Origin of the sequence: Comamonas fluminis (assembly GCF_019186805.1) — a bacterium.
Lineage (GTDB): Bacteria > Pseudomonadota > Gammaproteobacteria > Burkholderiales > Burkholderiaceae_C > Comamonas > Comamonas fluminis.
Genome location: NZ_CP066783.1, coordinates 984,034 through 1,007,379, shown reverse-complemented (window position 1 = coordinate 1,007,379; position 23,346 = coordinate 984,034). Strand labels below are relative to the sequence as shown.

The 23,346-nt window shown below is 61.3% G+C and carries 21 protein-coding genes; 13 read left to right on the top strand and 8 right to left on the bottom strand.

Annotation, left to right across the window (positions count from 1 at the left end; all coding sequences use genetic code 11):
• Positions 1–24 precede the first annotated feature (24 nt).
• Complete coding sequence (locus JDW18_RS04975; RefSeq protein WP_218242607.1) at positions 25–396, top strand: hypothetical protein; 372 nt, start codon at positions 25–27, stop codon at positions 394–396.
• Here JDW18_RS04975 and JDW18_RS04970 read toward each other — a convergent pair.
• The 3 genes from JDW18_RS04970 to JDW18_RS04960 form a co-directional block, all read right to left on the bottom strand.
• The gene (locus JDW18_RS04970; RefSeq protein ID WP_218242606.1) at positions 371–1,591 is read right to left on the bottom strand and encodes a DesA family fatty acid desaturase; all 1,221 of its coding nucleotides are present in this window, start codon (positions 1,589–1,591) and stop codon (positions 371–373) included. The genes JDW18_RS04975 and JDW18_RS04970 overlap by 26 nt on opposite strands.
• Before the next feature lie 125 nt (positions 1,592–1,716).
• Positions 1,717–3,048, bottom strand: coding sequence for an RsmB/NOP family class I SAM-dependent RNA methyltransferase (locus tag JDW18_RS04965; protein ID WP_218242605.1), 1,332 nt, complete (start codon positions 3,046–3,048; stop codon positions 1,717–1,719).
• 179 nt (positions 3,049–3,227) lie between these two features.
• A complete protein-coding gene (locus JDW18_RS04960) occupies positions 3,228–5,102 on the bottom strand; it encodes a M48 family metallopeptidase (protein ID WP_218242604.1) in 1,875 nt (624 codons plus the stop codon).
• 79 nt (positions 5,103–5,181) lie between these two features.
• Here JDW18_RS04960 and JDW18_RS04955 point away from each other — a divergent pair, with 79 nt between their 5' ends.
• Both JDW18_RS04955 and JDW18_RS04950 read left to right on the top strand, forming a co-directional pair.
• Positions 5,182–5,442 carry a DUF1653 domain-containing protein gene (locus JDW18_RS04955; RefSeq protein WP_218242603.1) on the top strand — a complete coding sequence of 87 codons (261 nt, stop codon included), beginning with the start codon at positions 5,182–5,184 and terminating at the stop codon, positions 5,440–5,442.
• A gap of 50 nt (positions 5,443–5,492) precedes the next feature.
• Positions 5,493–6,041, top strand: coding sequence for a hypothetical protein (locus tag JDW18_RS04950; protein ID WP_218242602.1), 549 nt, complete (start codon positions 5,493–5,495; stop codon positions 6,039–6,041).
• Between the two features lie 40 nt (positions 6,042–6,081).
• Here the strand turns inward: JDW18_RS04950 and purN are convergent, their stop codons facing one another.
• A complete protein-coding gene (gene purN / locus JDW18_RS04945) occupies positions 6,082–6,660 on the bottom strand; it encodes a phosphoribosylglycinamide formyltransferase (RefSeq protein ID WP_218242601.1) in 579 nt (192 codons plus the stop codon).
• 98 nt (positions 6,661–6,758) lie between these two features.
• Here purN and JDW18_RS04940 point away from each other — a divergent pair, with 98 nt between their 5' ends.
• The 4 genes from JDW18_RS04940 (at position 6,759) to JDW18_RS04925 (ending at position 10,736) form a co-directional block, all read left to right on the top strand.
• The gene (locus JDW18_RS04940; RefSeq protein WP_218242600.1) at positions 6,759–7,451 is read left to right on the top strand and encodes a YceH family protein; all 693 of its coding nucleotides are present in this window, start codon (positions 6,759–6,761) and stop codon (positions 7,449–7,451) included.
• A gap of 240 nt (positions 7,452–7,691) precedes the next feature.
• Positions 7,692–8,873: an acyl-CoA dehydrogenase family protein gene (locus tag JDW18_RS04935; protein WP_218242599.1), complete on the top strand. Its 1,182-nt coding sequence runs from the start codon at positions 7,692–7,694 to the stop codon at positions 8,871–8,873.
• A 130-nt stretch (positions 8,874–9,003) separates the two neighbouring features.
• Positions 9,004–10,119, top strand: coding sequence for an acyl-CoA dehydrogenase family protein (locus JDW18_RS04930; RefSeq protein WP_218242598.1), 1,116 nt, complete (start codon positions 9,004–9,006; stop codon positions 10,117–10,119).
• 122 nt (positions 10,120–10,241) lie between these two features.
• A complete protein-coding gene (locus JDW18_RS04925; protein WP_218242597.1) occupies positions 10,242–10,736 on the top strand; it encodes a nucleoside deaminase in 495 nt (164 codons plus the stop codon).
• Positions 10,737–10,831: 95 nt separating this feature from the next.
• On the opposite strand, the gene JDW18_RS04920 is transcribed toward JDW18_RS04925, so the two are convergent.
• Together JDW18_RS04920 and JDW18_RS04915 are read right to left on the bottom strand one after the other, a co-directional pair.
• A complete protein-coding gene (locus JDW18_RS04920) occupies positions 10,832–11,779 on the bottom strand; it encodes a bestrophin family protein (protein WP_218242596.1) in 948 nt (315 codons plus the stop codon).
• Positions 11,780–11,900: 121 nt separating this feature from the next.
• On the bottom strand, positions 11,901–12,458 hold the full coding sequence (locus JDW18_RS04915) for an HNH endonuclease (RefSeq protein WP_218242595.1): 558 nt from the start codon (positions 12,456–12,458) through the stop codon (positions 11,901–11,903).
• A 202-nt stretch (positions 12,459–12,660) separates the two neighbouring features.
• Here JDW18_RS04915 and JDW18_RS04910 point away from each other — a divergent pair, with 202 nt between their 5' ends.
• The 3 genes from JDW18_RS04910 to lspA all read left to right on the top strand — a co-directional run bounded on the left by JDW18_RS04910 (position 12,661) and on the right by lspA (position 17,315).
• On the top strand, positions 12,661–13,722 hold the full coding sequence (locus JDW18_RS04910) for a bifunctional riboflavin kinase/FAD synthetase (RefSeq protein ID WP_218242594.1): 1,062 nt from the start codon (positions 12,661–12,663) through the stop codon (positions 13,720–13,722).
• Between the two features lie 105 nt (positions 13,723–13,827).
• Complete coding sequence (ileS, locus tag JDW18_RS04905) at positions 13,828–16,683, top strand: isoleucine--tRNA ligase (protein ID WP_218242593.1); 2,856 nt, start codon at positions 13,828–13,830, stop codon at positions 16,681–16,683.
• Between the two features lie 119 nt (positions 16,684–16,802).
• Positions 16,803–17,315, top strand: coding sequence for a signal peptidase II (gene lspA / locus JDW18_RS04900; protein ID WP_218242592.1), 513 nt, complete (start codon positions 16,803–16,805; stop codon positions 17,313–17,315).
• A 63-nt stretch (positions 17,316–17,378) separates the two neighbouring features.
• On the opposite strand, the gene JDW18_RS04895 is transcribed toward lspA, so the two are convergent.
• Entirely contained in the window at positions 17,379–18,101 is a 723-nt protein-coding gene (locus tag JDW18_RS04895; protein WP_218242591.1) for a hypothetical protein, read from the bottom strand.
• Positions 18,102–18,156: 55 nt separating this feature from the next.
• Positions 18,157–19,059 carry a LysR substrate-binding domain-containing protein gene (locus tag JDW18_RS04890; protein WP_218242590.1) on the bottom strand — a complete coding sequence of 301 codons (903 nt, stop codon included), beginning with the start codon at positions 19,057–19,059 and terminating at the stop codon, positions 18,157–18,159.
• Positions 19,060–19,178: 119 nt separating this feature from the next.
• Here JDW18_RS04890 and phnA point away from each other — a divergent pair, with 119 nt between their 5' ends.
• The 3 genes from phnA (at position 19,179) to JDW18_RS04875 (ending at position 23,346) form a co-directional block, all read left to right on the top strand.
• Positions 19,179–20,441: a phosphonoacetate hydrolase gene (phnA, locus tag JDW18_RS04885; protein WP_218242589.1), complete on the top strand. Its 1,263-nt coding sequence runs from the start codon at positions 19,179–19,181 to the stop codon at positions 20,439–20,441.
• 100 nt (positions 20,442–20,541) lie between these two features.
• Complete coding sequence (locus JDW18_RS04880) at positions 20,542–21,537, top strand: Bug family tripartite tricarboxylate transporter substrate binding protein (RefSeq protein ID WP_218242588.1); 996 nt, start codon at positions 20,542–20,544, stop codon at positions 21,535–21,537.
• 141 nt (positions 21,538–21,678) lie between these two features.
• Complete coding sequence (locus JDW18_RS04875; RefSeq protein WP_218242587.1) at positions 21,679–23,346, top strand: Na/Pi cotransporter family protein; 1,668 nt, start codon at positions 21,679–21,681, stop codon at positions 23,344–23,346.

Below are 23,346 nucleotides of genomic sequence, written 5' to 3'. Positions count from 1 at the left end.
ATTCACTGAAAACAGAGGCTCTCCATGCACACCGAAGGCGCCAGCAGCACACAGCTGCATCCCCTGACTCCCGGCCATCTGCTGACACTGGCTCTGCCTGAGGGCAGCACGGTGATCTGCCTGGGTGAAGCCCTGCTGCTGTCCACCACGCCGCTATCCACACTCGATGCCTGCAGCGGCTACAGCCTGCGCCTGCACAACGGGCAAAGCTGGCGTGCGCCTGCAGCGCTCTGGGTGCAGCTGCAATGCGTGGAGCAGCGCAGCCGCGTGCAAGTGCAGATGAGCCTGCCAGCGCCCAAAGAAAACCGCCCCGCTCTTGCGAGGCTGGGGCGGTTGGTCGTGAGCTGTCTCGGTCAGCTGAGCAGCAGCTTCAAGCCTGGGCGGCGCGCAACTTGACGGAAAAGTCCTTGAGCACGGCAATGCCGCTGGCTTCCGCACGCTGGCACCATGCCTGCAGCTGACCTGTCAGTTGCTCGCGGTTCAGCGTGGTGTTAAGCCACAGCTGGCGCAGCTCCTCGCGCATGGTCAGCATCTGGTCAATCACCGGATGCGCGGCGCGGGCCTGGGCCAGCTGCCCTTGGGCGCCCTCAGGCACCTTGTCCGCATCACGATGCAGCCAGCGCTGCACGCCCTTGAGCAGCGAAACATCCGACTTGTGAGCCTGCTTTTGCTTGAGCAGGTCCAGCTCCTGCTGCACCGCAGCACGCACCCCACGCGCATAGCGGGCCATGACTTCGTAGCGGTTGGCAATGATGGCTTCCAGCGTCAGCTCATCAGCCACAGGCTTGACCACACCGCTGCGCAGGCGGGGTGGTGTCTTCTTGACCTTGGCCCAGCCCAGCTTTTGCATGATGCTGATATAGACCCAGCCGATATCGAACTCGTAAGGCTTTACCGAGAACTTGGCCGACGTTGGGTACGTATGGTGGTTGTTATGCAGCTCTTCGCCACCAATGATGATGCCCCAGGGAGACAGATTGGTGGAAGCATCCACGGCTTCGTAGTTGCGATAGCCCCAGAAATGGCCCAGACCATTGACGACGCCAGCGGCCCAGAAAGGAATCCAGACCATCTGCGCAGCCCAGATCGTCAGACCAATGGCACCAAACAGCGCCACATTGATGATGAGCATCAGCGAAGGGCCCAGCACCGAGTGGCGATAGACATTGCGCTCCATCCAGTCGTCAGGTGTGCCGTGGCCGTATTTCTTGAGAGTTTCCGCGTTTTTGGCTTCTTCGCGGTACAACTCGGCGCCTTCGCGCATCACCTTGTTCAGGCCGCGTGTCTGCGGGCTGTGGGGGTCTTCCTCTGTTTCACACTTGGCATGGTGCTTGCGGTGAATGGCTACCCATTCCTTGGTAACCATGCCCGTGCCCAGCCACAGCCAGAAACGGAAGAAATGCGAAGGAATCGGCCCCAAATCCAGCGAGCGATGGGCCTGGCAACGGTGCAAAAAGATGGTGACCGCCGCAATGGTGATATGGGTGGTGAACAAGGCGTACAGCAGCAGCTGCCACCAGGACAGATCCCACAGACCGTTGGCCGCCCAGTTCAGGACGGCATTCCAGATCAATCCAATATCCAGCGACATACTTCACAAGCCTTTGGCAAAAAAACCGTGCTTCATCCAATAAAGCACGGTCGTTTTATTTTAGGCGAACTACCTACAAACCCAAAGTCATTTGACTGACACTGGGCAGCAGATTTGCACCGAAGTTACGCCTTCTTAACCCAAACGGCTGCGAAAAATCCGTCTGTTTCATGCTGATGCGGCCACAGACGCAGATAGCGCCTGCCATCTTCACCACCGGCGCATAGCTTGTCGCCACCTTCGATCTTGAGCTGCTCCAGCACCTCGCCAGCGCTGAGCTGCACAAACTCGGGGTGCGCCGCGCTGAAGGCTTCGGCAATGGCTTCGTTTTCCTGAGGCAAGATGGAGCAAGTGGCGTAGATCAGACGGCCACCGGCCTTGACCAGACGGGCGCTGCTTTCCAGGATGGACGCCTGCTTGACGGTCAGCTCTTCCACGGCCTTGGCGCTCTGGCGCCACTTCAGATCGGGATTGCGGCGCAGGGTACCCAGGCCCGAGCAAGGCGCATCGACCAGCACGCGGTCAATCTTGCCAGCCAGGCGCTTGATGCGTTCATCGCGCTCGTGGGCGATGGCTGCGGGGTGCACATTCGACAGGCCCGAGCGTGCCAGACGCGGCTTGAGGGCATCCAGGCGGTGGCCCGACACGTCAAACGCATACAGGCGGCCGGTGTTGCGCATGGCTGCGCCAATGGCCAGCGTCTTGCCACCAGCGCCAGCGCAGAAGTCCACCACCATCTCGCCACGCTTGGCGTCCAGCATCAGGGCCAGCAACTGCGAGCCTTCATCCTGCACCTCAATGGCGCCGCGGTTGAAAGCATCCACTTTGGCCAGAGCGGGCTTGCCATCCACACGCAGGCCCACGGGAGAAAATGGCGTAATTTCAGCCTTGATACCGGCTTTTTCCAGCTCTTTACGCACATCAGAGCGCTTGTCGTTGAGCGTATTGACGCGCAGATCCAGCGGAGCTGCCTGCTCCATGCTGGCAGCCAGCGCCCAGAAGTCTTCGCCCAGCTGGGCCTTGAGCGGCTCCACCAGCCACTCGGGCAGATTGTGGCGGTGCGCTTCCATCAGCTCTTCGGGCTTGATGCCGTCGCAGGCGGCCAGCCACTTGAGTTCCTGAGGAGCCAGCGCGGCCTTGATAAAGGTTTCGCTGTCCTGACCGTCCTTGTTTTTGACCTTGCCCTCTTTCCTGGCCTGCTCACGCAGCACGGCGGCAAAGCCCAGAATGGCAAGGCGGCGCTCGCGTGCACCGCTGCCCGAATGTGCCAGCGCTTCAAACAGCAGCTTTTTGCGCAGCACGGTGTAAGTGGTTTCAGCCAGAGTGGCGCGCTCACGCGGACCCAAGTAGCGGTTTTCGCGGAAGAAGCGGGACACCACGGCATCGGCCGGGTGTTCAAATGTCAGGGCGCGCTTGACGAGTTCAGAGCAAGCGTCGAGAAGGGCTTTGGGATGCATAGGGCGCAATTGTCCCACTGCCCGCATATCCATATGACGCCCTCTGACAGCCCGGTACACCACTGGCAGGTGCTTCGCAAAAACCATAGCTGCCAGCGCTTTATCGGCATTGGTTTCCCTGCCAATACAGGTCAGACTGCAATCAGATCAAGCGGTAGCCGCTACGGTTTATGAAGGCCTCAACCCAGCGCACGCAGATAAACCGGCTTGAACCCCTGGCGCTCAATGTCTTCACGCATGGCCGCCTGCTCCACCCGCATTACATACAGCACGCCGGACACCTCCAGCCGGTCATGAATCTGCTCACCCAGCGTGATGCCCTCGGCCTCGCCCAGACCGCCCATCTCGGCAAACAACACATAGACGGAGCGACCGCGAATGGTGTTGAGCTGCTTGCGCACCAGCCAGGCCTGCGAAACTGGCCTGAAATTGCGCAGCTCGGCCTCGATCTCTGAAATCTCAAACGCTGTCAGTCCATGGGGCAGCAGGCCGTTGAGCAGCGGCGTCTGCATCAGCTCCTCCGAGAACTGATCTTCTAGGTCGCTGGTCTGCCTGACGCGCTCACGCCACAGCTTGAGCGCGGCGGCTTCCTCGCCCTCCACGCCAATCTGCTGACGCGACTCCAGCAGCTCCACCGCCTGATTGGCGGCCCACCAGCGGTATTCGACATGCGGGCCAAACAGCCGCTCCAGCAACTGCAGCCGCACATCGCCCATATCCAGCGGCAGCACATCAATGATTCCGGCCAGCGCCTTGGCGTTGTCAGGCTCGCGGCGCAAAACTTCCTCGTACAGCGCACGCACTTCGGCGTTAGGGTCCAGCCGCAGCATGAGCTGGGCACGCTGCAGCAGGTCAGCCGCAGACTGATAGCCTTCGCCGTTCAGCTGCGCCAGCGCGACTTCGCTGCGCGCCAGACGGGCGTGGTGCTGCTTCCAGGCGGTGGCGTTTTCCACACACCATTGCTTGTCAAAAGCCTTGGCCCATTCGCTGAGCTTGCGCGGGTTCAGCAAACTCAGCGCGCCACCCTCAGACCACTGCTGGGGCAGTTGCGGGCGCTGCCCCGTCAGCGCATCCACGCGGTCGCGCAGCACGGGGTGGGTGTTTTCCAGGCCCGAGACCAGGCTCAGACTGGCCTTGAGCGCCTGCCGCGCAAACGCAGGCTTGACGGGCTGGGCCAGCCAGTACTTCATGGCGCTGAAAGGCCCGGTGGGCGTGGTCTTCTTGCGGGCTGATCGCCAGTGCAGCGCCCAGAAGTTCTGCGCAAACCACTGCTGGCGCACGTCGATTTCCACCAGTGCATCGGCCATGACGCCTTTACCCAGCAGGCTGGCAGCGGCCTTGTCGGCCTCGTACTCATCCTGGCGCGCCATGGCAAACGTCTTGGCCAGAAAGCGCGGAAAGTACCAGTTCAGAAATTTTTGCGTGATGAACGAGGCAATGCCTGAATCACCCTGCATGCCCTCGTACAACCGCGTCCAGCTCAGTCGTGTGCGGTAAATCCAGGCGCCAAACTTGCCATGCCCGCCGCGCAGGTGGCCGTATTCGTGGGCCAGCACGGCCAGCAAACGGTTGCGGTCTTGCGCCATCATCAGCGGCAGGCCCAGATTCAGCTCGTTGCGCACACCGCCCAGCACGCCCCAGCGCGGCACCTGGCGAATGCTGGCGTTGAAATCCTGATTCAGATAAACGGCGTCAATCCTGGGGCCATTGAGCTTTTTGCGAATGCGCTCCAGCGCTTCGAACAGCGCCGGGGCGTCCTCCGGCATCACCTCAATGCCTTCGGCCTTGTCCACCTTGAGCCACAGCGCACGCAAGCTGTTCCAAAACAGGCCCAGCGAGGCAATGGCCGTCATGATCCAGACAAAGCGCCACTGCCCCGCCATCAGGTGCGAGCCTGACCATAGCAGCAGACACAGCGCCAGAATCAGGCAGCCCAGCACCCATGCATAGCCCAGGGCCGCAAACATGACCACGCTGCGCCGGTACGCCTGACTGTTTTCGGCACTGGCCATCTCGCTGACGCGAACCAGATGCACATAATCTGCCTGTTCCATGGCGCTGCTTTGCCTCCCACTGATTTTTTCAGCATTCTCACACGGCAGCCGCCAAGCCCTTTATTGATTGCACCTGACCATGAACAACTCCGAACTTCCCCCGCTGATCGAAACCGCGCCCGGCCTGTATGAACACTACAAAGGCATGCGCTACGAGGTGATTGGCACTGTGCGCCACAGCGAAACACTGGAGCCCATGACGCTGTACCGTGCCCTTTATGGCGAGCACGGTCTGTGGGTGCGACCCGCATCCATGTTCAATGAGACCGTGGTGATTGAAGGCGTGGAGCAGCCGCGCTTTCGCCGCGTAGATGGCCCCGAAGATAGCCCTATAAAGTGACGCGCTGCACATCGCTTAAAGTCAGCGCATACACACTCCCATAAAACGCCATGTGGTCATCATGGATGGAATGGCTGCGTGGCAGTGCGCCGCTGCAGCTTCAGGCTTATGCGCTGGTGGTCGGCACGCTGTACTTTGCGGCCCTTTGGGCTATAGACCATTTTGGGTCTTACGCACTGGTGCAGTGGCTGCCCAACACCACAGGCTCGCCGCATTTCAAGCGCCATATTCTGGGCCTGCTGCGGCGCATGCTGCTGCTGTGCTCCACCGCCATGTTGATGGCTGTGGACTACAGCCCTTTGCTGCAGCCCCTGCTGCCCGCGCAGATTCAGCAGTTGCCCATGACTTTCTGGGCCCTGCCGCTTGCGGCCTTGGTGATCGCCTGTTTTCTGCGGCTGGAGCTATGGATATTCCGCAAGCTGCTGCCGCCCAGTCTTGCCCCCTCGCTGGCAGACTTTGTGCGCATGTCTGCAAAGTCCAAGCAGACCTTGATAGGTACGCCCGGGTATGGCGTTTTATCTACCAAGCTCAATAACGTGCTTTATGTGCTGACCTATGTGCATCTGGTCTGGTTTGTTTATGAGATGAAATCCCCTTAAAAACCAGCCCAACCCTATACGAATAAAGCGCTATCAGCTATCAATTTCTAATCAGATTAAGCACAGCACGCGGGTAAATGATGTGCTCCTGCACCAGCACGCGGGCAGCCAGCAGCTCGGCGGTGTCACCACTCAAGACGGGCACTGCGGCCTGATCCAGAATCGGCCCCACATCCAGCTCGGCCGTCACGCGGTGCACCGTGCAGCCCGCGAACTTGCAACCCGCATCAATGGCACGCTGATGGGTGTGCAGGCCGGTAAAGGCAGGCAGCAGCGAGGGGTGGATATTGACCATGCGCCCCTCGTAATGCGAGACAAAACCCGGCGTAAGAATGCGCATGAAACCGGCCAGCACCACCAGATCAGGCGCATGGCGGTCAATCACCTGGGCCAGCTGGGCATCAAAGGCCTCGCGGCTGTCGAACTGCTTGTGATCCAGCACCTCGGTGGCAATGCCGTTATCGCGCGCAAAGGTCAGCCCCTTGGCGTCAGCCTTGTTGCTCACCACAGCAGCAACCCTGGCGTTGTACTGCTTTGCCCAGTTCTGCTGCTGGGATGCACGCACAATGGCGGCCATGTTCGAGCCGCCGCCCGAGATCAGGATCACGATGTTTTTCATGGGCGGCGATTGTCGCATTGCCGGACCAACCCTTTGGGGTTTGTACCTGTTTCCATGCACAAACCTGAGACTTTGCCCCAGACTTTTGAGGAGACTTCATGCCTTTTGACCCACGCAATACTCCGTTGAGCCCCGTCGAAGCCCGCGTTCTGGCCACGCTGATGGAAAAAGCCCGCACCGTGCCCGACAGCTATCCGCTCACCCTCAACAGTCTGGTCACCGGCTGCAACCAAAAGTCCAGCCGCGACCCGGTAATGGAAGTGAGCGAAGGCGAAGCTCAGGAAGCGCTGGACAGCCTGCGCCTGAAAACCCTGAGCGTGCAAATCAGCAGCACCCGATCCACCCGCTGGGAACACAACTTTCCCCGTGGCATCGGCGTGCCCGACCAGTCCGCCGTGCTGCTGGCCCTCTTGATGCTGCGCGGCCCGCAGACTGCGGGCGAGCTGCGCATCAACTCCGAACGCTGGCACCGCTTTGCCGATATCTCCTCGGTCGAAGCCTTTCTGGACGAACTGCGCGAGCGCAGCGAAGAAAAAGGCGGCCCGCTGGTCGTCCAACTGCCCCGCGCCCCCGGCGCCCGTGAACAGCGCTGGGCCCACCTGCTGTGCGGCCCCGTAGATATCAGCGCCCTTGCCACAGCCAGCGCCAGCACCGGCGCAGGCAGCAATGCCTCGGCCCTGCAACAGCGCGTGGATGCACTGGAAGCCGAAGTCGCCCAGCTGCGCGCCACTGTGGCCATGCTCTGCGAATCGCTGGGCGTGGAGCCGCCAGCTGCAGCAACAGCAGAGTAAAAAAGATAGCTGCCAGCGCTTACCAGATAAGCGCTAGCGGTCAAAAACTGGCATACCCCATGTGAGAGACGGCCAGCAAGAGCCGCCTCGCAGCAAAGGCTGTCGCCCCCCCTTCCAGGGGGAAGCGGCGGGGCCGCCCAGGCGCAGCCGCTCAGGGGGTAACCCTCCCCTGTCACTGTTCGGACAGAACAAAAAAGAACGTGCGTGCTACAAATCCAGCCATCTTTAGGAGACAAGCGCATGGATTTGGCATTCACCCCCGAAGAACAAGCATTCCGTGAAGAGGTCCGCACCTGGGTGCGGTCCAACCTACCGGAAGATATTGCGAACAAGGTGCGCAACGATCTGCACCTGACGCGCGACGATATGCAGCGCTGGGCCAAGATTCTTGGCAAAAAGGGCTGGCTGGGCTACGGCTGGCCCAAGGAGTTTGGCGGCCCCGGCTGGACGGCTGTGCAAAAGCACCTGTTTGAAGAGGAATGCGCGCTGGCCTGCACGCCGCGCATCGTGCCCTTTGGCCCGGTGATGGTGGCCCCGGTCATCATGGCCTATGGCTCGCCCGAGCAGCAAAAGCGCTTTCTGCCCGGCATTGCCAGCGGCGAAGTCTGGTGGAGCCAGGGCTATTCCGAACCCGGCTCAGGCTCCGACCTGGCCAGCCTCAAGACCCGCGCCGAGCGCGTGGGCGACAAATACATCGTCAACGGCCAGAAGACCTGGACCACGCTGGGCCAGTACGGCGACTGGATGTTCAACCTGGTGCGCACCAGCAGCGAAGGCAAGCCCCAGACCGGCATCAGCTTTTTGCTGCTGGACATGAAATCTCCCGGCGTCACCGTGCGTCCCATCAAGCTGCTCGATGGCTCCCACGAGGTCAACGAAGTCTTTTTTGACAATGTGGAAGTACCCGCCGACCAGCTGATTGGCGAGGAAAACAAGGGCTGGACTTACGCCAAGCACCTGCTGAGCCACGAGCGCACCAATATCGCCGACGTTAACCGAGCCAAGCGCGAGCTGGAGCGCCTCAAGCGCATTGCCAAGGCCGAAGGCGTGTGGGACGACCAGCGTTTCCGTGACCAGATCGCGCTGCTGGAGGTCGATGTGATTGCGCTGGAAATGCTGGTGCTGCGCGTGCTCTCGGCCATGAAGTCGGGCAAGAACCCGCTGGAGATTGCGGGCCTGCTCAAGATCAAGGGCAGCGAGATTCAGCAGCGCTATGCCGAGCTGATGATGCTGGCCGCTGGTCCCTATTCGCTGCCCTATATCCAGGAAGCCATGGAAGCAGGCTACCAGGGCAACTTCCCCGGCGATGCGCTGGGCAATGCCCCGCTGGCCGCGACCTATTTCAATATGCGCAAGACCACGATTTACGGTGGCTCCAACGAGGTGCAGCGAAACATCGTTGCTCAGACAGTGCTCGGCTAAGCCGAGCACTGTCTGGCACAGATTTCACGTTCTGCTCCCCCGTGCCCCCTCCGGGAGGGGGTTCTTGCAAGAGCTTCGCTGAATGTGATGGTGCGCAAAGCGCACTCGCTTTTGGCAGCAGGAGACAAATATGGATTTCGATTTTTCCGACGACCAACAACAACTGCGTGACGCCGTGGCCCGCTGGGTGGAAAAGGGCTACACCTTCGAGCGCCGCCAGAGCATCGCCAAGCAAGGCGGCTTTTCACGCGAAGTCTGGAACGAGCTGGCCGAGCTGGGACTGACGGCTCTCACCGTTCCCGAGCAGTACGGTGGCCTGGGCCAGAGCGCCGTTGACGTGATGGTGGTGATGGAAGAACTGGGCCGTGGCCTGGTGATGGAGCCGCTGGCGCAGGCTTTTGCCGCCTCTGCCGTTCTGGCCCAGTTTGGTGACGATGCCATCAAGCAGAAGTGGCTGCCCCAGATCGCCAGCGGCGAAAAGCTGGTCGTGCTCGCATCGCAGGAGCATAAAGCGCGCTACCGCATTGACGTTTGCGCGGCCAAAGCGACAAAAACCGCCGATGGATATGCGCTGGACGCTACGAAAAACATAGTCCCCGCAGGCGATCAGGCCGATGCCTACATCGTGCCCGCGCTGCTGGACGGCAAGATGGCCATCTTCCTGGTGGAAAACGGCGCCCAGGGCGTCAGCACCCGCAGCTATGCCACGCAAGATGAATCTCGCGCCGCCGATCTGATCTGCCAGGCCGCCGCTGCCACCCTGATCACCTCCAACGGCCTGCCCGCCCTGACGCTGGCGCAGGATGTGGCCAACGCCGCACTTTGCGCCGAAGGTGTGGGCGTGATGGAGCAAACGCTCAAGCTGACTGCCGAGTACCTGAACCAGCGCAAGCAGTTCGGCGTGGCCATTGCCAGCTTTCAGGCCCTGCGCCACCGCGTGGCAGACATGAAGATGCAGCTGGAGCTGGCCCGCTCCATGAGCTACTACGGCACCCTGAAGCTGGTGGCACCGGCCGAGGAGCGCCATGTGGCCATTTCCCGCGCCAAGGTTCAACTGGGGCAGGCCATGCGCTATGTGGGCCAGCAGTCGGTGCAGATGCATGGCGGCATTGGCGTGACGGATGAATACGTGGGCAGCCACTACTTCAAGCGCCTGACGCAGATGGAAATGACCGGTGGCGACACGCTGCACCACCTGGGCGTTGTGTCGGCCAATATGCAGGATTCCGCAGGCGTTTTTGCCTAAATTACTGCAACAATCCGCCAACTTTCAACAAGTCAACAGCACGCCACGGCGTGCTGTTTTGCTTTCCGGGTGCGCTATGAAGACGGGTGGGCTTCCTATGATCTGCGCAGAAGGAGACAACAATGAGCAATCAAGACACCGAAAAATACCTGCTGGAATCCATTCGCCTGGCCATGGGCAACGTCAAGGGCCGCGAGCGTGCCACCTGGCCTTTTGGCGCCGTGCTGGTCAGGGATGGCAAGGTGCTGGCCCGTGCGGTGAATCAGGTGGAAGATCTGTGCGACCCCTCCGCCCACGCCGAAATGCAGGCGCTGCGCATTGCCGCCAGGGCGCAGGGCAGCACCGATTTGTCCGGCTCCGTCATGTATGCCAGCGGCTACCCCTGCACCATGTGCCACACGGCCATGCTGCTGTCGGGCGTGAAGAAGGTCTTTGTGGCCTATTCCAACGAAGACGGCGAGCCCTACGACCTGTCTGCCTCGCGCGGCTACGAGGAACTGGCCCGCCCCGCAGAGCGCCGCGAGCTGCCCGTCATCAACCAGCGCGTGCGCGATGCAGGTGAAGATCTGTACGAGGCTTGGCAAAAAGCGGTCGATGAAGATCGCGCCACTGTCTAAGCTGCGCCTGCGCTAGCTGCTATCAAAAACAAAGCCCCGAATGGTGAGTTCAGGGCTTTGTTTTCGATGGAGCTTCGGTGGAGCAGCGGTGCTGCTCAGGTCAGCAGATAGTCCACAGGCTTGAGCGGCGCGGGAATCTGCGGGTCACCCAGCGAATGGCACATGCTGATCTCGATGCCGCGGCAGATGGCATCCAGTGCCAGATCGTTGCTCTCCACGCCAAACGGCTCTTCCAGCTCATCACCCAGCACATCAAGGCCGTAGAAGGTATAGGCCACGATGGCCACCACAAACGGGGTCATGAAGCCTGTGATGTCCACCAGGCCGAAGGGCAGCAAAAAGCAATACAGGTGGGCCGTGCGGTGCAGCAGCAGGGTGTAGGAAAAGGGGATGGGCGTGTTGTGAATGCGCTCGCACGAGGCGGCCGCCGCCGTCAGACCGTTCAGCGTGCGGTCCAGCTCCACGGCCAGACAGGGGTCAATACGCTTTTCGCGCACGCACTGGCCCAGGTCCTTTCCCATGGCTTGCATCAGGGTGTCAGTGCGCTGGCCCAGGGGCAGCAGCTGCAGTCTTTGCCACTCGGCATGGGTCAGCCATTGCTCGGCTGCCACATCGTTTTTCAGGCCACGCAACTGGGCGCGCAGCGCATGCGAAAAAGCCACGGTGCGGTGCACCATGCGCACCCGCACATCGTTGGCGCGCTGGCGCGGGTCCACGGGGTGACCGACTTCAATCAGGCTCAGGCACTGGCGCGAGAGGGTGCGGGCGTAGATCACGATCTCGCCCCAGAGCTTGCGCCCTTCCCAGTAGCGCGCATAGGCGGTGTTGTTGCGAAAGCCCAGAAAGATGGCCAGCGGCAGACCGATCAGGGTGAACGGAATCGGCGTGATCGGGATCTTGGTGTGAAACAGATTGCCGTGCGCCACGGTGACGATGATGGCCAGCACGATGTTGACGGCCAAAACACCCTTGATGCGCTGCAGCACCGAGCCCCGGACAATCCAAAGCAGCTTGAAGCCCGACGGGCGATCCCTGACGATCATGAAAAACGGAAATTTTGGTAGAAACCCGGATTCAATCACAGGCGTCAAGAGTTTTCAGACTTTTCCGAAAACTCCCACTACCGCAGTCGGTGGACTTCGCTGCGCTCCTCAGGCCCTTGCCTCAGCCATGCCAGCGTGAATTGCGCGGCACATGGGCCACCAGAAACTCCATCTGGTCAGCCAGAATGCGGCGGTTGCGCAAAATAAAGTCTTCCCACAGCGTGGGCGTGTAAGGCGTGTACAGCAGCGGCATGCGGGCCTGCTCGGGCGTTCTGGCGCCCTTGCGGTGATTGCAGGCACGGCAGGCGGTGACCAGATTCATCCAGGTGTGCTCGCCGCCCGCACTCACAGGCTTGATGTGCTCACGGGTGAGGTCGCCTTCATAGAACTGGCGCCCGCAATAGGCGCACAGGCAGCGGTCACGCGCAAAGAGCTTGCTGTTGGTAAGCCCCGGTGCCAGCTCGTGCGGGTTGATATTGGGAACACCCTTGGTGCCGATGATGGAGTTGATGTGAATGACGGACTGCTTGCCGGTCGCCGCATTGTGGCCTCCGCGAAAGACGGCAATTTCAGCGCCCGCTTCCCAGCGCACCTCATCTGCTGCATAGTGCAGCGCCGCTTGCTCCAGCGTTACCCAGGACTGCGGCAGCCCCTGGGCTGTCAGCTTCAAGACTTTCACAACACGCCTCCAGTCAGTCAAAAAGTTCGACATCAGAAACGGCAGAGCGTCTTGGCGCTCTTTGGGCGCAGGCGTTCAATCACCTGTTCCAGCGCAGCCTCCCCAGCTGCGTGAATGGAAGCAATATACTCTGAAATTATGTCAAATTGACGGCTTGTGCCGCATGCATCGGCGCTAGCTGCTACTAAAAACAAAGCAGCCCATGAAGATTTTTCGCGGAATCAATCATCCTGGCCTGGCCCCAGCCTGTGCTGTGACCATTGGCAACTTTGATGGCGTGCACCGGGGACACCAGGCCATGCTTGGCCTTTTGAAGGCGGAAGCGGCCCAGCGCGGCATTCCCAGCTGTGCCATGACCTTCGAGCCCCACCCACGCGACTACTTCGCGCAGAAGCTGGGCAAGCCCGAGCTGGCCCCGGCCCGCGTGGGCACGCTGCGGGACAAGCTCAGTCAGCTGGAGATCTGCGGCGTCGATCAGGTGGTCATCGTGCCCTTCAACGACACGCTGGCCAACCAAAGCCCCGAAGACTTCATTCAGGATGTACTGATTTCCGGCCTGGGCGCCCGCTACGTGCTGGTGGGCGACGACTTCCGCTTTGGCCGCAAGCGGGCGGGCGACTATGCGCTGCTCGACACCTCGGGGCAGGCGCTGGGCTTTGACGTGGCGCGCATGAACAGCTACGAAGTGCACGGCCTGCGCGTATCCAGCACCGCCGTACGCGAATCCCTGGCTGCGGGCGATATGCAGCAGGCGGCCAAGCTGCTGGGCCACCCTTATACGATTTCGGGCCATGTGGTACATGGCCGGAAACTAGGAAGAAAGCTCGCGGAGTCGCAAGCAGGGGCGGATGACGGCTTTCGCACATTAAATCTGCGCTTTGACCACTGGAAGCCTGCGGCCAGCGGCATTTTTGCCGTGCTGGTGCATGGCCTGGCTGAGGAGCCGCTGCGCGGCGTGGCCAACCTGGGCGTACGCCCATCGCTGGACCCTAACGACGTCAACGGGGGCCGCGTGCTGCTGGAGACCCACTGTTTTGATTGGCCCGCCCAGCTGGGTGGTGAAGGAGCCTACGGTAAAATCATCCACGTGGAACTTCTGCACAAATTGCACGACGAGTTGAAGTACGACAGTCTCGATGCCCTGACGGCCGGCATCGCCAAGGACTGCGCTGATGCGCGCGCGTTCTTCACGTCCGCCCACACGCCGTCTCATCTGCCGTCTTATACCGAGACCCGTCGCCAGACCACGCGCGACCGAATTTGACGCTCACCGCCTGCACGCCACCGGCGCTGCTGCGCACTGGCGCTCATCTCTCCATTCACGCCCAGGCAGACCTGCCCGGGCATTGCATTGCTTTCAAGGTTCCTCATGTCTGACTCGAAGTCCAACAAGCCCGAAGCGTCTGTCTACCGCAGCACGCTGAACATGCCCGACACCCCTTTCCCCATGCGCGGCGATCTGCCCAAGCGCGAGCCGGCATGGGCCAAGGAATGGGACGAGCAAGGCACCTACCAGAAGCTGCGCGTGGCACGCAAGGGCGCGCCCATGTTCATCCTGCATGACGGCCCCCCCTACGCCAACGGCAAGATCCACATCGGCCACGCCGTCAACAAGATCCTCAAGGACATGATCGTCAAGAGCCGCCAGCTCGAAGGCTTTGACGCGCGCTACGTGCCGGGCTGGGACTGCCACGGTCTGCCCATCGAAAACGCCATCGAAAAGCTTTATGGCCGCAACCTGCCCCGCGACGAGATGCAGGCCAAGAGCCGCGCCTTTGCTACCGAGCAGATCGCGCAGCAGATGGTGGACTTCAAGCGCCTGGGCGTGCTGGGCGACTGGGACCACCCCTACAAAACCATGAACTACGCCAACGAGGCGCTGGAGCTGCGCGCCTTGAAGAAGGTGATGGAGCGTGGTTTTGTCTACCGTGGCTTGAAGCCCGTGTACTGGTGCTTTGACTGCGCCTCGTCGCTGGCCGAGTTCGAGATCGAATACCAGGACAAGTCGTCCAACACGCTGGACGTGATGTTCCCCGCTGCCGACCCGGCCAAGCTGGCTGCCGCCTTTGGCCTGCCCGCGCTGGCCAAGGATGCGTTTGTGGTGATCTGGACCACCACCGCCTGGACCATCCCCGCCAACCAGGCGCTCAACGTCAACCCCGATCTGGAATACAGCCTGGTGGATACCGAGCGCGGCCTGCTGGTTCTGGCCTCTGCCCTGGTGGACAAGTGCATGGAGCGCTGGGGCATCACCGGCACCGTGGTGGCCACGGCCAAGGGTGAAAAGCTCGACCACATGCCCTTCAAGCACCCGCTGGCCCATGTGGACAAGGGTTACGACCGCATCTCGCCCGTCTACCTGGCCGAATACGCCACGGCCGAAGACGGTACCGGTATCGTGCACTCGGCCCCTGCTTACGGCGTGGATGACTTCAACTCCTGCATCAGCAATGGCATGGAGTACAAGGACATCCTGAACCCCGTGCAAGGCAACGGCGTGTACGCAGCCGATCTGCCTTTGTTCGGCGGCCAGTACATCTGGAAGGCCGTGCCCGTCATCCTCGACGCACTGAAGGTGGCCAATCGCCTGATCGGCACCAAGTCCATCGAGCACAGCTACCCGCACTGCTGGCGCCACAAGACGCCTGTGATCTACCGCGCTGCCGCCCAGTGGTTCATCCGCATGGACGAAGGCGAAGGCGTGTTCACCGACCCCGCCCAAAAGCCCAAGCAGACGCTGCGCCAGCTGGCACTGGAAGCCATCGACCACACCAGCTTCTACCCGCAAAACGGCCAAGACCGCCTGCGCGCCATGATCGCCGGCCGTCCCGACTGGTGCATCTCGCGCCAGCGTTCGTGGGGCGTGCCCATCCCCTTCTTCCTGCATGTGGACACGGGCGCACTGCACCCGCGCACCATGGAGATCATCGACCAGGCGGCCGACATGATCGAGCAAGGCGGTATCGAGGCCTGGAGCCGCGTGACCACCGAAGACATCCTGGGCGCCGAAGAAGCCAAGCTCTACACCAAGAGCACCGACATTCTGGAAGTCTGGTTCGACTCGGGTTCCACCTTCTGGCACGTGATGCGCGGCACCCATGCCGACATGCACCACGACCAAGGCCCCGAGGCGGATCTGTACCTGGAAGGCCACGACCAGCACCGCGGCTGGTTCCACAGCTCGCTGCTGCTGGCCAGCGCCATCTTTGGCCGTGCCCCGTACAAGGGCCTGCTGACCCACGGCTTCACCGTGGACGGCCAGGGCAAAAAGATGTCCAAGTCGGTCGGCAACACCGTGGCACCGCAAGATGTGTCCAACAAGATGGGCGCCGAAATCATCCGCCTGTGGGTGGCTTCGACCGATTACTCGGGCGACCTTGGCATCGACGACAAGATCCTGGCCCGCGTGGTGGATGCGTACCGCCGCATCCGCAACACGCTGCGCTTCTTGCTGGCCAACACCAGCGACTTTGACGCCGCCACAGACAGCGTTGCATACCAGGACATGCTGGAGATCGACCAGTACGCCCTGGCGCGCGCGGCCCAGCTGCAAAAAGAAATCATTGCCCACTACCAGGTCTATGAATTCCACCCCGTGGTCGCCAAGCTGCAGCTGTTCTGCTCCGAAGACCTGGGCGGCTTCTACCTGGACGTGTTGAAAGACCGCCTCTACACCACCGCACCCAAGAGCCTGGCCCGCCGCAGCGCCCAGACCGCGCTGCACCAGATCACCCAGGCGCTGCTGCGCTGGATGGCACCGTTCCTGTCCTTCACGGCCGAAGAAGCCTGGAAGATCGTGGGCAACAGCGAAACCATCTTCCTGGAGAAGTTCCTGGATCTGTCCGAAGGCGACGACGCCCTGCTGGCCAAGTGGAGCCGCATCCGCGAAATCCGCGACGTGGTCAACAAGGACATCGAAACCGTGCGCGGTTCAGGCTTGGTCGGTGCATCGCTGCAGGCCGAAGTCACCATCAGCGCCCAGCACGAAGACCTGGCCCTGCTGCAAACACTGGCCGACGACCTGAAGTTTGTGCTCATCACCTCGGCCGCCAAGGCGGTCGCTGGCGACGCGCTGGCTGTGGAAGTCAAGCCTTCCGAAGCCGCCAAGTGCGAACGCTGCTGGCACTACCGTGACGACGTGGGCGTGAACCCCGAGCACCCCACACTGTGCGGCCGTTGCGACAGCAATCTGCACGGCACGGGCGAAGTGCGCAGCAAGGCCTGAGCTTTGAGCCCATGGGCTGCCAGCAACAACTGGCAGCCTGTTTCTAGCTCAAATCAGCCTGAAGCCTAATGGAATCAAGCACAAGCCGCTATCAAAAATAGCTGAAGCAAAGAGTCGTAATGAGCAACACCCAGACATCTCCCGCAGGTTTTGGTCGCATCTGGCCCTGGCTGCTGTGGGCCGTGGTCATCATCGGCGTGGATCAGATCACCAAGCAGATGATCCTGAGCCACTACCAGTACGGCGACTGGACACCCATCACCAGCTTCTTCAACATCGTGCGCGCGCACAACACGGGCGCGGCCTTCTCCTTTCTGGCAGACGGCAGCGGCTGGCAGCGCTGGTTCTTTGTAGCCATTGCCGTGGTGGCGACCATTCTTATCGTCTGGCAGTTGCGCAAACACCCCGAGCAAAAAATGTTCTGCCTGTCGCTGTCCAGCATTCTGGGCGGCGCCATTGGCAACGTGGTCGACCGTTTGCAGCACGGCTATGTGGTGGACTTTCTGGACTTTTACTGGGGCACCAGCCACTTCCCGGCCTTCAACGTGGCGGACATGGGCATCACCCTGGGTGCCATCTTGCTGATTCTGGATGAGGTTTTAAGAGCAAAACGCGCCAAAGCCCAATCTTGATAAGCGCTAGACGCTATCAAAATTGATGAACCACTGCCCGATTTGTGCAGCGGTTTTTTTATTTCAATTCAGGCCGTAATCAGGCAAATCCATCCAGACCAGCTCGCTGCCCTTCCAGTACTGCATCAAGATGGCCTGCGGGGAGTCGTAGCAACTGTCAAACGACCAGTCGGCCAGATGCAACGGCTGGGCTTGCAGCACGGTAAGCGGCACATCCCGCAGCACCGTTCTGGGCTTGAGCGCCTTGAACTGCGCGATGTACCCGGCGGGGCAATCCTCCGTTGCAAAGCGATGCGGCCGCGCCAATTCCAGCAGCAACCACTGGCCATTCAAACCCAGAGCGTTGATGGACAGGTCGCCCAGCGGCACCGCTTTGGTAAAACGCAAACCGGTCAGCGTCTGCAAATCCGATGCGTCGCCCTTCAGAGGTTTCTCGCCCTCCAGCAACTCACGCTCCGCATGGCTGCCAGCCGGAATCACGAGCTCGCCCCAGGCCGTCGCCCTCGACACGGTGAAATATCGCTGCCTGTCCTGCTGCACCAGATACTGCTGCCGCATATAGGAACTCAGCGCATCCAGCCCCCACAGCAGCGCAGTCCAGATAGGCAGCACAGACAGCAACACGGCCGCTACCCATTGCCACGCCTGCAGCGCTGGGCGTGGCGCGCCACGATGCGCATTCCACCAGCGCCAGCCCCACCACGCCAGCAGCAGCAGGCCCTGAAACATGGCCAACAGAATCAACAGCATTCCCGCGGCGGCAGCACCACCAGCACCAAAAATCATGAAATACCTTTTTTTGTTAGCCGCTGGCGCTTGACAGTCCAGTGCAGAAAGCACTTTACATGCCCTTCGCAGACTCCTGTCCAGCCTGCGCCTGCAACCAATCCAGAAACTGGCGCAGATGGCGCGGCTTGTCCGAATCCAGCGGCACCAGCGCCTGAAAGCTGCTGCCGTGCAGTGTCACATCCGGGAAAGGCGCGTACAGGCGCTGCTGCTGAATATCGTTACTCAGCGTAGGTAGCGGCCCCACGGCATAGCCCAGACCATCCATCACCGCCTGCTGGCAGACAAAAAAGTGGTCAAACCGCAGCACCTGCACGGGTCGCAAGTCGGGCTGGCCCGCCATCTGCAGCCAGCTCTCCCAGTCGCCGGGCCGCGTCTCAGCCGCCAGCCAGATGGCTTTGCCCAGGTCTTTGATGGATTTCAGCGGCTTTTGCTGCCATAGCTGGGGGCTGACGATGACGGTGTTGAACTCGGTGTACAGCGGCAGCACCTCGTATTGCCCGGCTTCAATGGAGCCACGTCGAATGGCCACATCAAAGCTGCCCTTGAGCGCAGGCTCGGTGCTGAAGGCCGTGGACACCCGCACCTCTATGCCGCGATACAGCGCGTGAAAAGCCGCCAGCCGCGGAATCAGCCAGCGCATGGCCATGGTGGCGGGCGCATTGACGCGAATGACCTTCTGGCTGGCGCGCTTGCCATAGCGCTGGGCGGCATCGCCAATGTGGTCAAAGGCCTGACTGATCTCACGCGCAAAGGCCTTGGCATGAGGCGTGGCCACCATGCGCTGGCCTTCCTTGCGAAACAGCGACTGGCCTAGCGATGCCTCCAGCAGCGCAATCTGGCGGCTGACGGCACCGTGGGTCAGGTGCAGCTCTTTGGCGGCCTCGGTAAAGCTGGCTGCACGGGCGGCGACTTCAAACACGCGCAGGGCGTGCAGTGGGGGGAGCTGATGCGGCATGGCTGGCGAGTGGACAGTTTTTCAATGACGGCTCGGTGACTTTATCTGTGATTTTTCATCACGCCTATCGCATTATTTGTCGATAGTGTTCACAAAGCGCACTGCCTAAGCTGCAGGGCATGACAAACATCACCATCAACCAGCGCAGCTACCAGCTGCCCAGCGCCCCTGTCGTGATCGTCTGCATTGACGGCTGCGAGCAGGAATACATCAACCAGGCCGTGCAGGCCGGCGTGGCCCCCTTCTTCAAAAGCCTGCTCAGCAAAGGCGCAGTGCTCTCTGGCGACTGCGTGATGCCCTCCTTCACCAATCCCAACAACCTGTCCATCGTGACCGGCGCACCGCCCAGCGTGCATGGCATCTGCGGCAACTACTTCTACGACACCGAGCAAAACGCCGAAGTGCTGATGAACGACGCCCGCTATCTGCGCGCCCCCACCGTGCTGGCCGCCATGGCCGAGCAAGGACTGAAAGTGGCCGTGGTGACGGCCAAAGACAAGCTGCGCGCCCTGCTGGGCCACCAGCTCAAAGGCATCTGCTTTTCGGCAGAGCACGCAGACAAGGCCAGCCTGGAAGCGAACGGCATCACCGATGTGCTGGCGCAGGTGGGCTTGCCGCTTCCTTCGGTCTATAGCGCCGACCTGTCGGAATTCGTGTTTGCCGCTGGCGTGATGCTGATGCGCAGCCAGCGGCCTGACCTGATGTATCTGTCCACCACCGACTATGTGCAGCACAAACACGCGCCGGGCACGGCCGATGCCAATGCCTTCTACGCCATGATGGATCGTTACCTGGGCCAGCTGGACGCCATGGGCGCGGTGATCGGCATCACGGCCGACCACGGCATGAACGCCAAGACCGATGCGCTGGGCCGCCCGCAGGTGGCATTTCTGCAAGATGCGCTGGACCAGGCTCTGGGCCATGACAGCACCCGCGTGCTGCTGCCCATTACCGACCCCTATGTGGTGCACCACGGCGCTCTGGGCTCCTATGCCACCGTCTATCTGAAAAATGGCACGACGCAGCAGGCGGTAGTTGACGCACTCAAGGCCATCCCCGAGGTAGAAGAAGTGCTGGACCGCGCCACCGCTGCCGCCCGTTTTGAGCTGCCGCCTGACCGCATTGGCGATCTGGTGGTGCTGGCCCACCGCCTGGCCGTGCTGGGCACCAGCGCCAGCAAGCACGACTTGTCAGGCCTGACGGTGCCGCTGCGCTCACATGGCGGCTTGTCCGAGCAAGCCGTGCCCCTGCTGTTCAATCGCCCCCTCAAGGACATCCCCGCACGCCGCCTGCGCAATTTCGATGTCCTGCAACTGGCTCTCAATCACACGCCAGTGCCCGCGGCCAGCGCCGCAACGCAGCCGCACGCTGCGCTGATCTAAGCCTTCCCCCTTTCTTGCCACACCCGCAGTACCAGCCCACCGGCTGGTGCGGCGTGGCTTCGCTCGCCCTTTTTTCCATCAAAACAGTCCGGAGCCCACAATGAACCGTCCCACTACTTTCAACCCCTCCATGCGCCTGCACACACCACTGTTGGGTGCTTTGCTGCTGTTTTCAGCGCTGGGGGTGCAGGCCCAGAATTTTCCGAGCAAGCCCATTCGACTGGTCGTGGGCTTTGCACCTGGCGGCTCCACTGACAAGCTGGCCCGCGTGCTTGGCAAGCGCATGGGCGAATTGCTGGGCCAGTCCGTCGTGGTGGAAAACCGCCCCGGTGCCGCAGGCAATCTGGCTGCCGAGCAGGTCGCTGGCGCGCCAGCAGATGGCTACACCTTGTTCATGACCACGCTCAGCAGCCAGGCCATCAACCCGCATATCTACTCCAAGCTGCGCTTCGACCCCGCCAAAAGCTTCGAGCCCATCTCTCTGGTTGCCAAATATCCGCTGCTGCTGGTAGTGGCGCCGCAGCTCAAGCTCAACTCCGTGCATGACTTGATTGCCTATGTGAAGAAAAGCGATCAGCAGATCTTCTTCAGCTCGGCGGGCACCGGGTCACCCGCCCATCTGGCCGGTGAGATGTTCAAGGCCCGCACAGGCGGCAATCTGCAGCATGTGCCCTACAAGGGCGGCAGCCCGGCCTTGCTGGCCGTGATGTCCAACGAGGCCCAGCTTGCCTTCGAGACCATTCCCAGCGCTATCGGTCAGACCAAAGGCGGCAAGCTCAAGCCTCTGGCGGTCTCTTCGGAAAAGCGCTCCGGTGCAGCGCCGGAACTGCCCACGCTGCAAGAAGAAGGCCTGCAGCAATTCGTGGTCACATCCTGGGCCGGGCTGGTTGCGCCTGCCGGCACGCCCCGCGATGTGCTGGACAAGCTCAACCAAACCACCCAGCAGGCGCTGAACACGCCCGCTGTCCACGCGGCGCTGGTGGCCGATGGGGCTGAACCGGCAGGCGGCGGCAGCGCGGAATTTGCGCGTTTTCTTGCGCAGGAATTCAAGTCATGGGGCGATGTGGTGCGCACCGCTCAGATCAAGCTGGACTGAACTCGCCCCTCTGCAAAAAAGCGCACACTTTCGCGCCCACATTTACCCTTAAATCGCACTGATATGTACCTGTTGGAAACTGCGCAGCCTGCATGGCTCATCAGTCAGAGGTATATTTGATTGCTTCTTCGCCTATAGCACATGAAGCATCTACTGAATCTTTTAGCTGCCATCGCCCTGTTGGTCTGGGGCTCTCAGATGGTTCGCACCGGCGTCCTGCAGGTCTTTGGCGCCAACCTGCGCAACATTCTTGCCCGCAGCATGAGCAACCGCTTTTCGGCGGCTCTTTCGGGCATGGGCGTTACAGCACTGGTTCAGTCCAGCACCGCCACATCGCTGATGACCTCGTCCTTTGTGGGCCAGGGTCTGATCACCCTGCCCTCTGCACTGGCCGTGATGCGCGGTGCCGATGTGGGCACGGCGATGATGGCCGTGCTTTTCTCCACCGATCTTTCCTGGCTATCGCCGCTGTTCATCTTTATCGGCGTGGTGCTCTACATCACCCGCAAGGACTCCAAGCCCGGGCGTATTGGCCGCGTGCTGATTGGCCTTGGGCTGATGCTGCTGGCGCTGCGCCTGGTGGTAGAGGCCACCGAGCCTTTGCTGCAGGCAGAAGCCGTGCGCACCCTGCTGGCTTCGGTCAGCAGCGATATGTTCATGGAATTGCTGCTGGGCGCCGTGCTGGCCGTGGTGGCCTATTCCAGTCTGGCCGTGGTGCTGCTGATTGCAGCTATGGCCAGCTCGGGAGCCATTCCTCTGGATGTGGCACTGGGCCTGACTTTGGGTGCAAATCTGGGCAGCGGCCTGGTGGCAGCCATCACCACGGCCAAGTCTGCGGTGGAAGAGCGACAGGTCACCATCGGCAACCTGCTGTTCAAGGTCATGGGCGTGGCCATTGTGGCGCCCTTCATCGGGCTGTGGTCGCACTATGTGCGGCCGTATCTGCAGGACCCGGGCCAGAACGTGGTCATGTTCCACCTGGCTTTCAACATTTTCAACAGCCTGTGCTTTATTGGACTGACGCAGATCGTGGCGCGCTGGGTGACCACACTGCTGCCCAAACCCGAAGAGGAAAGCGCTGCCAAGCTGCTGCGCCCGCGACACCTTGACCCCTCTGCGCTATCCACACCCTCACTGGCCATCAGTTGCGCTGTGCGCGAGTCGCTGCATCAGGCTGATGTGATCGAGTCCATGCTGATCGGCTTGCAGAAAGTGGCCGAGACCGATGACGCCAAGCTGTCCGAAGAGGTGCGCCATCTGGAAGGCACGGTGGACGATCTGTATTCGGCCATCAAGTACTACATGACCAAGATTTCCCGCGCCGAACTGGACGAACGCGAAGGTCAGCGCTGGACGGAAATCATCAGCTTCACCATCAATATGGAGCAGATCGGCGACATCATCGAGCGCGTGCTGCTGGATCTGGAAGACAAGAAGATCAAGAAGGGGCGTCAGTTCTCTGAAGCTGGCATGCAGGAAATTCACGAGCTGACGCAGCACCTGCTGGACAACTTGCGCCTGGCCATGAGCGTCTTCCTCAATGGCAATGTGCGCGAGGCGCAAAAGCTGCTGGAGGAAAAAGCGCGCTTTCGTGATCTGGAGCTGGCCTATTCCGCCACCCATCTGGCGCGCCTGTCGCAGCACACGGTGTCGAGCATCGAAACCAGTTCGCTGCATATCGACATGATCAGCGACTTGAAGCGCATCAACTCTCTGCTGTGCTCGGTGGCCTATCCGATTCTGGAGCAGGCAGGTGCACTGGCACCCAGCCGCCTGCGCCAGCCACGCCAGGATTTGCCCAAGGTTTGA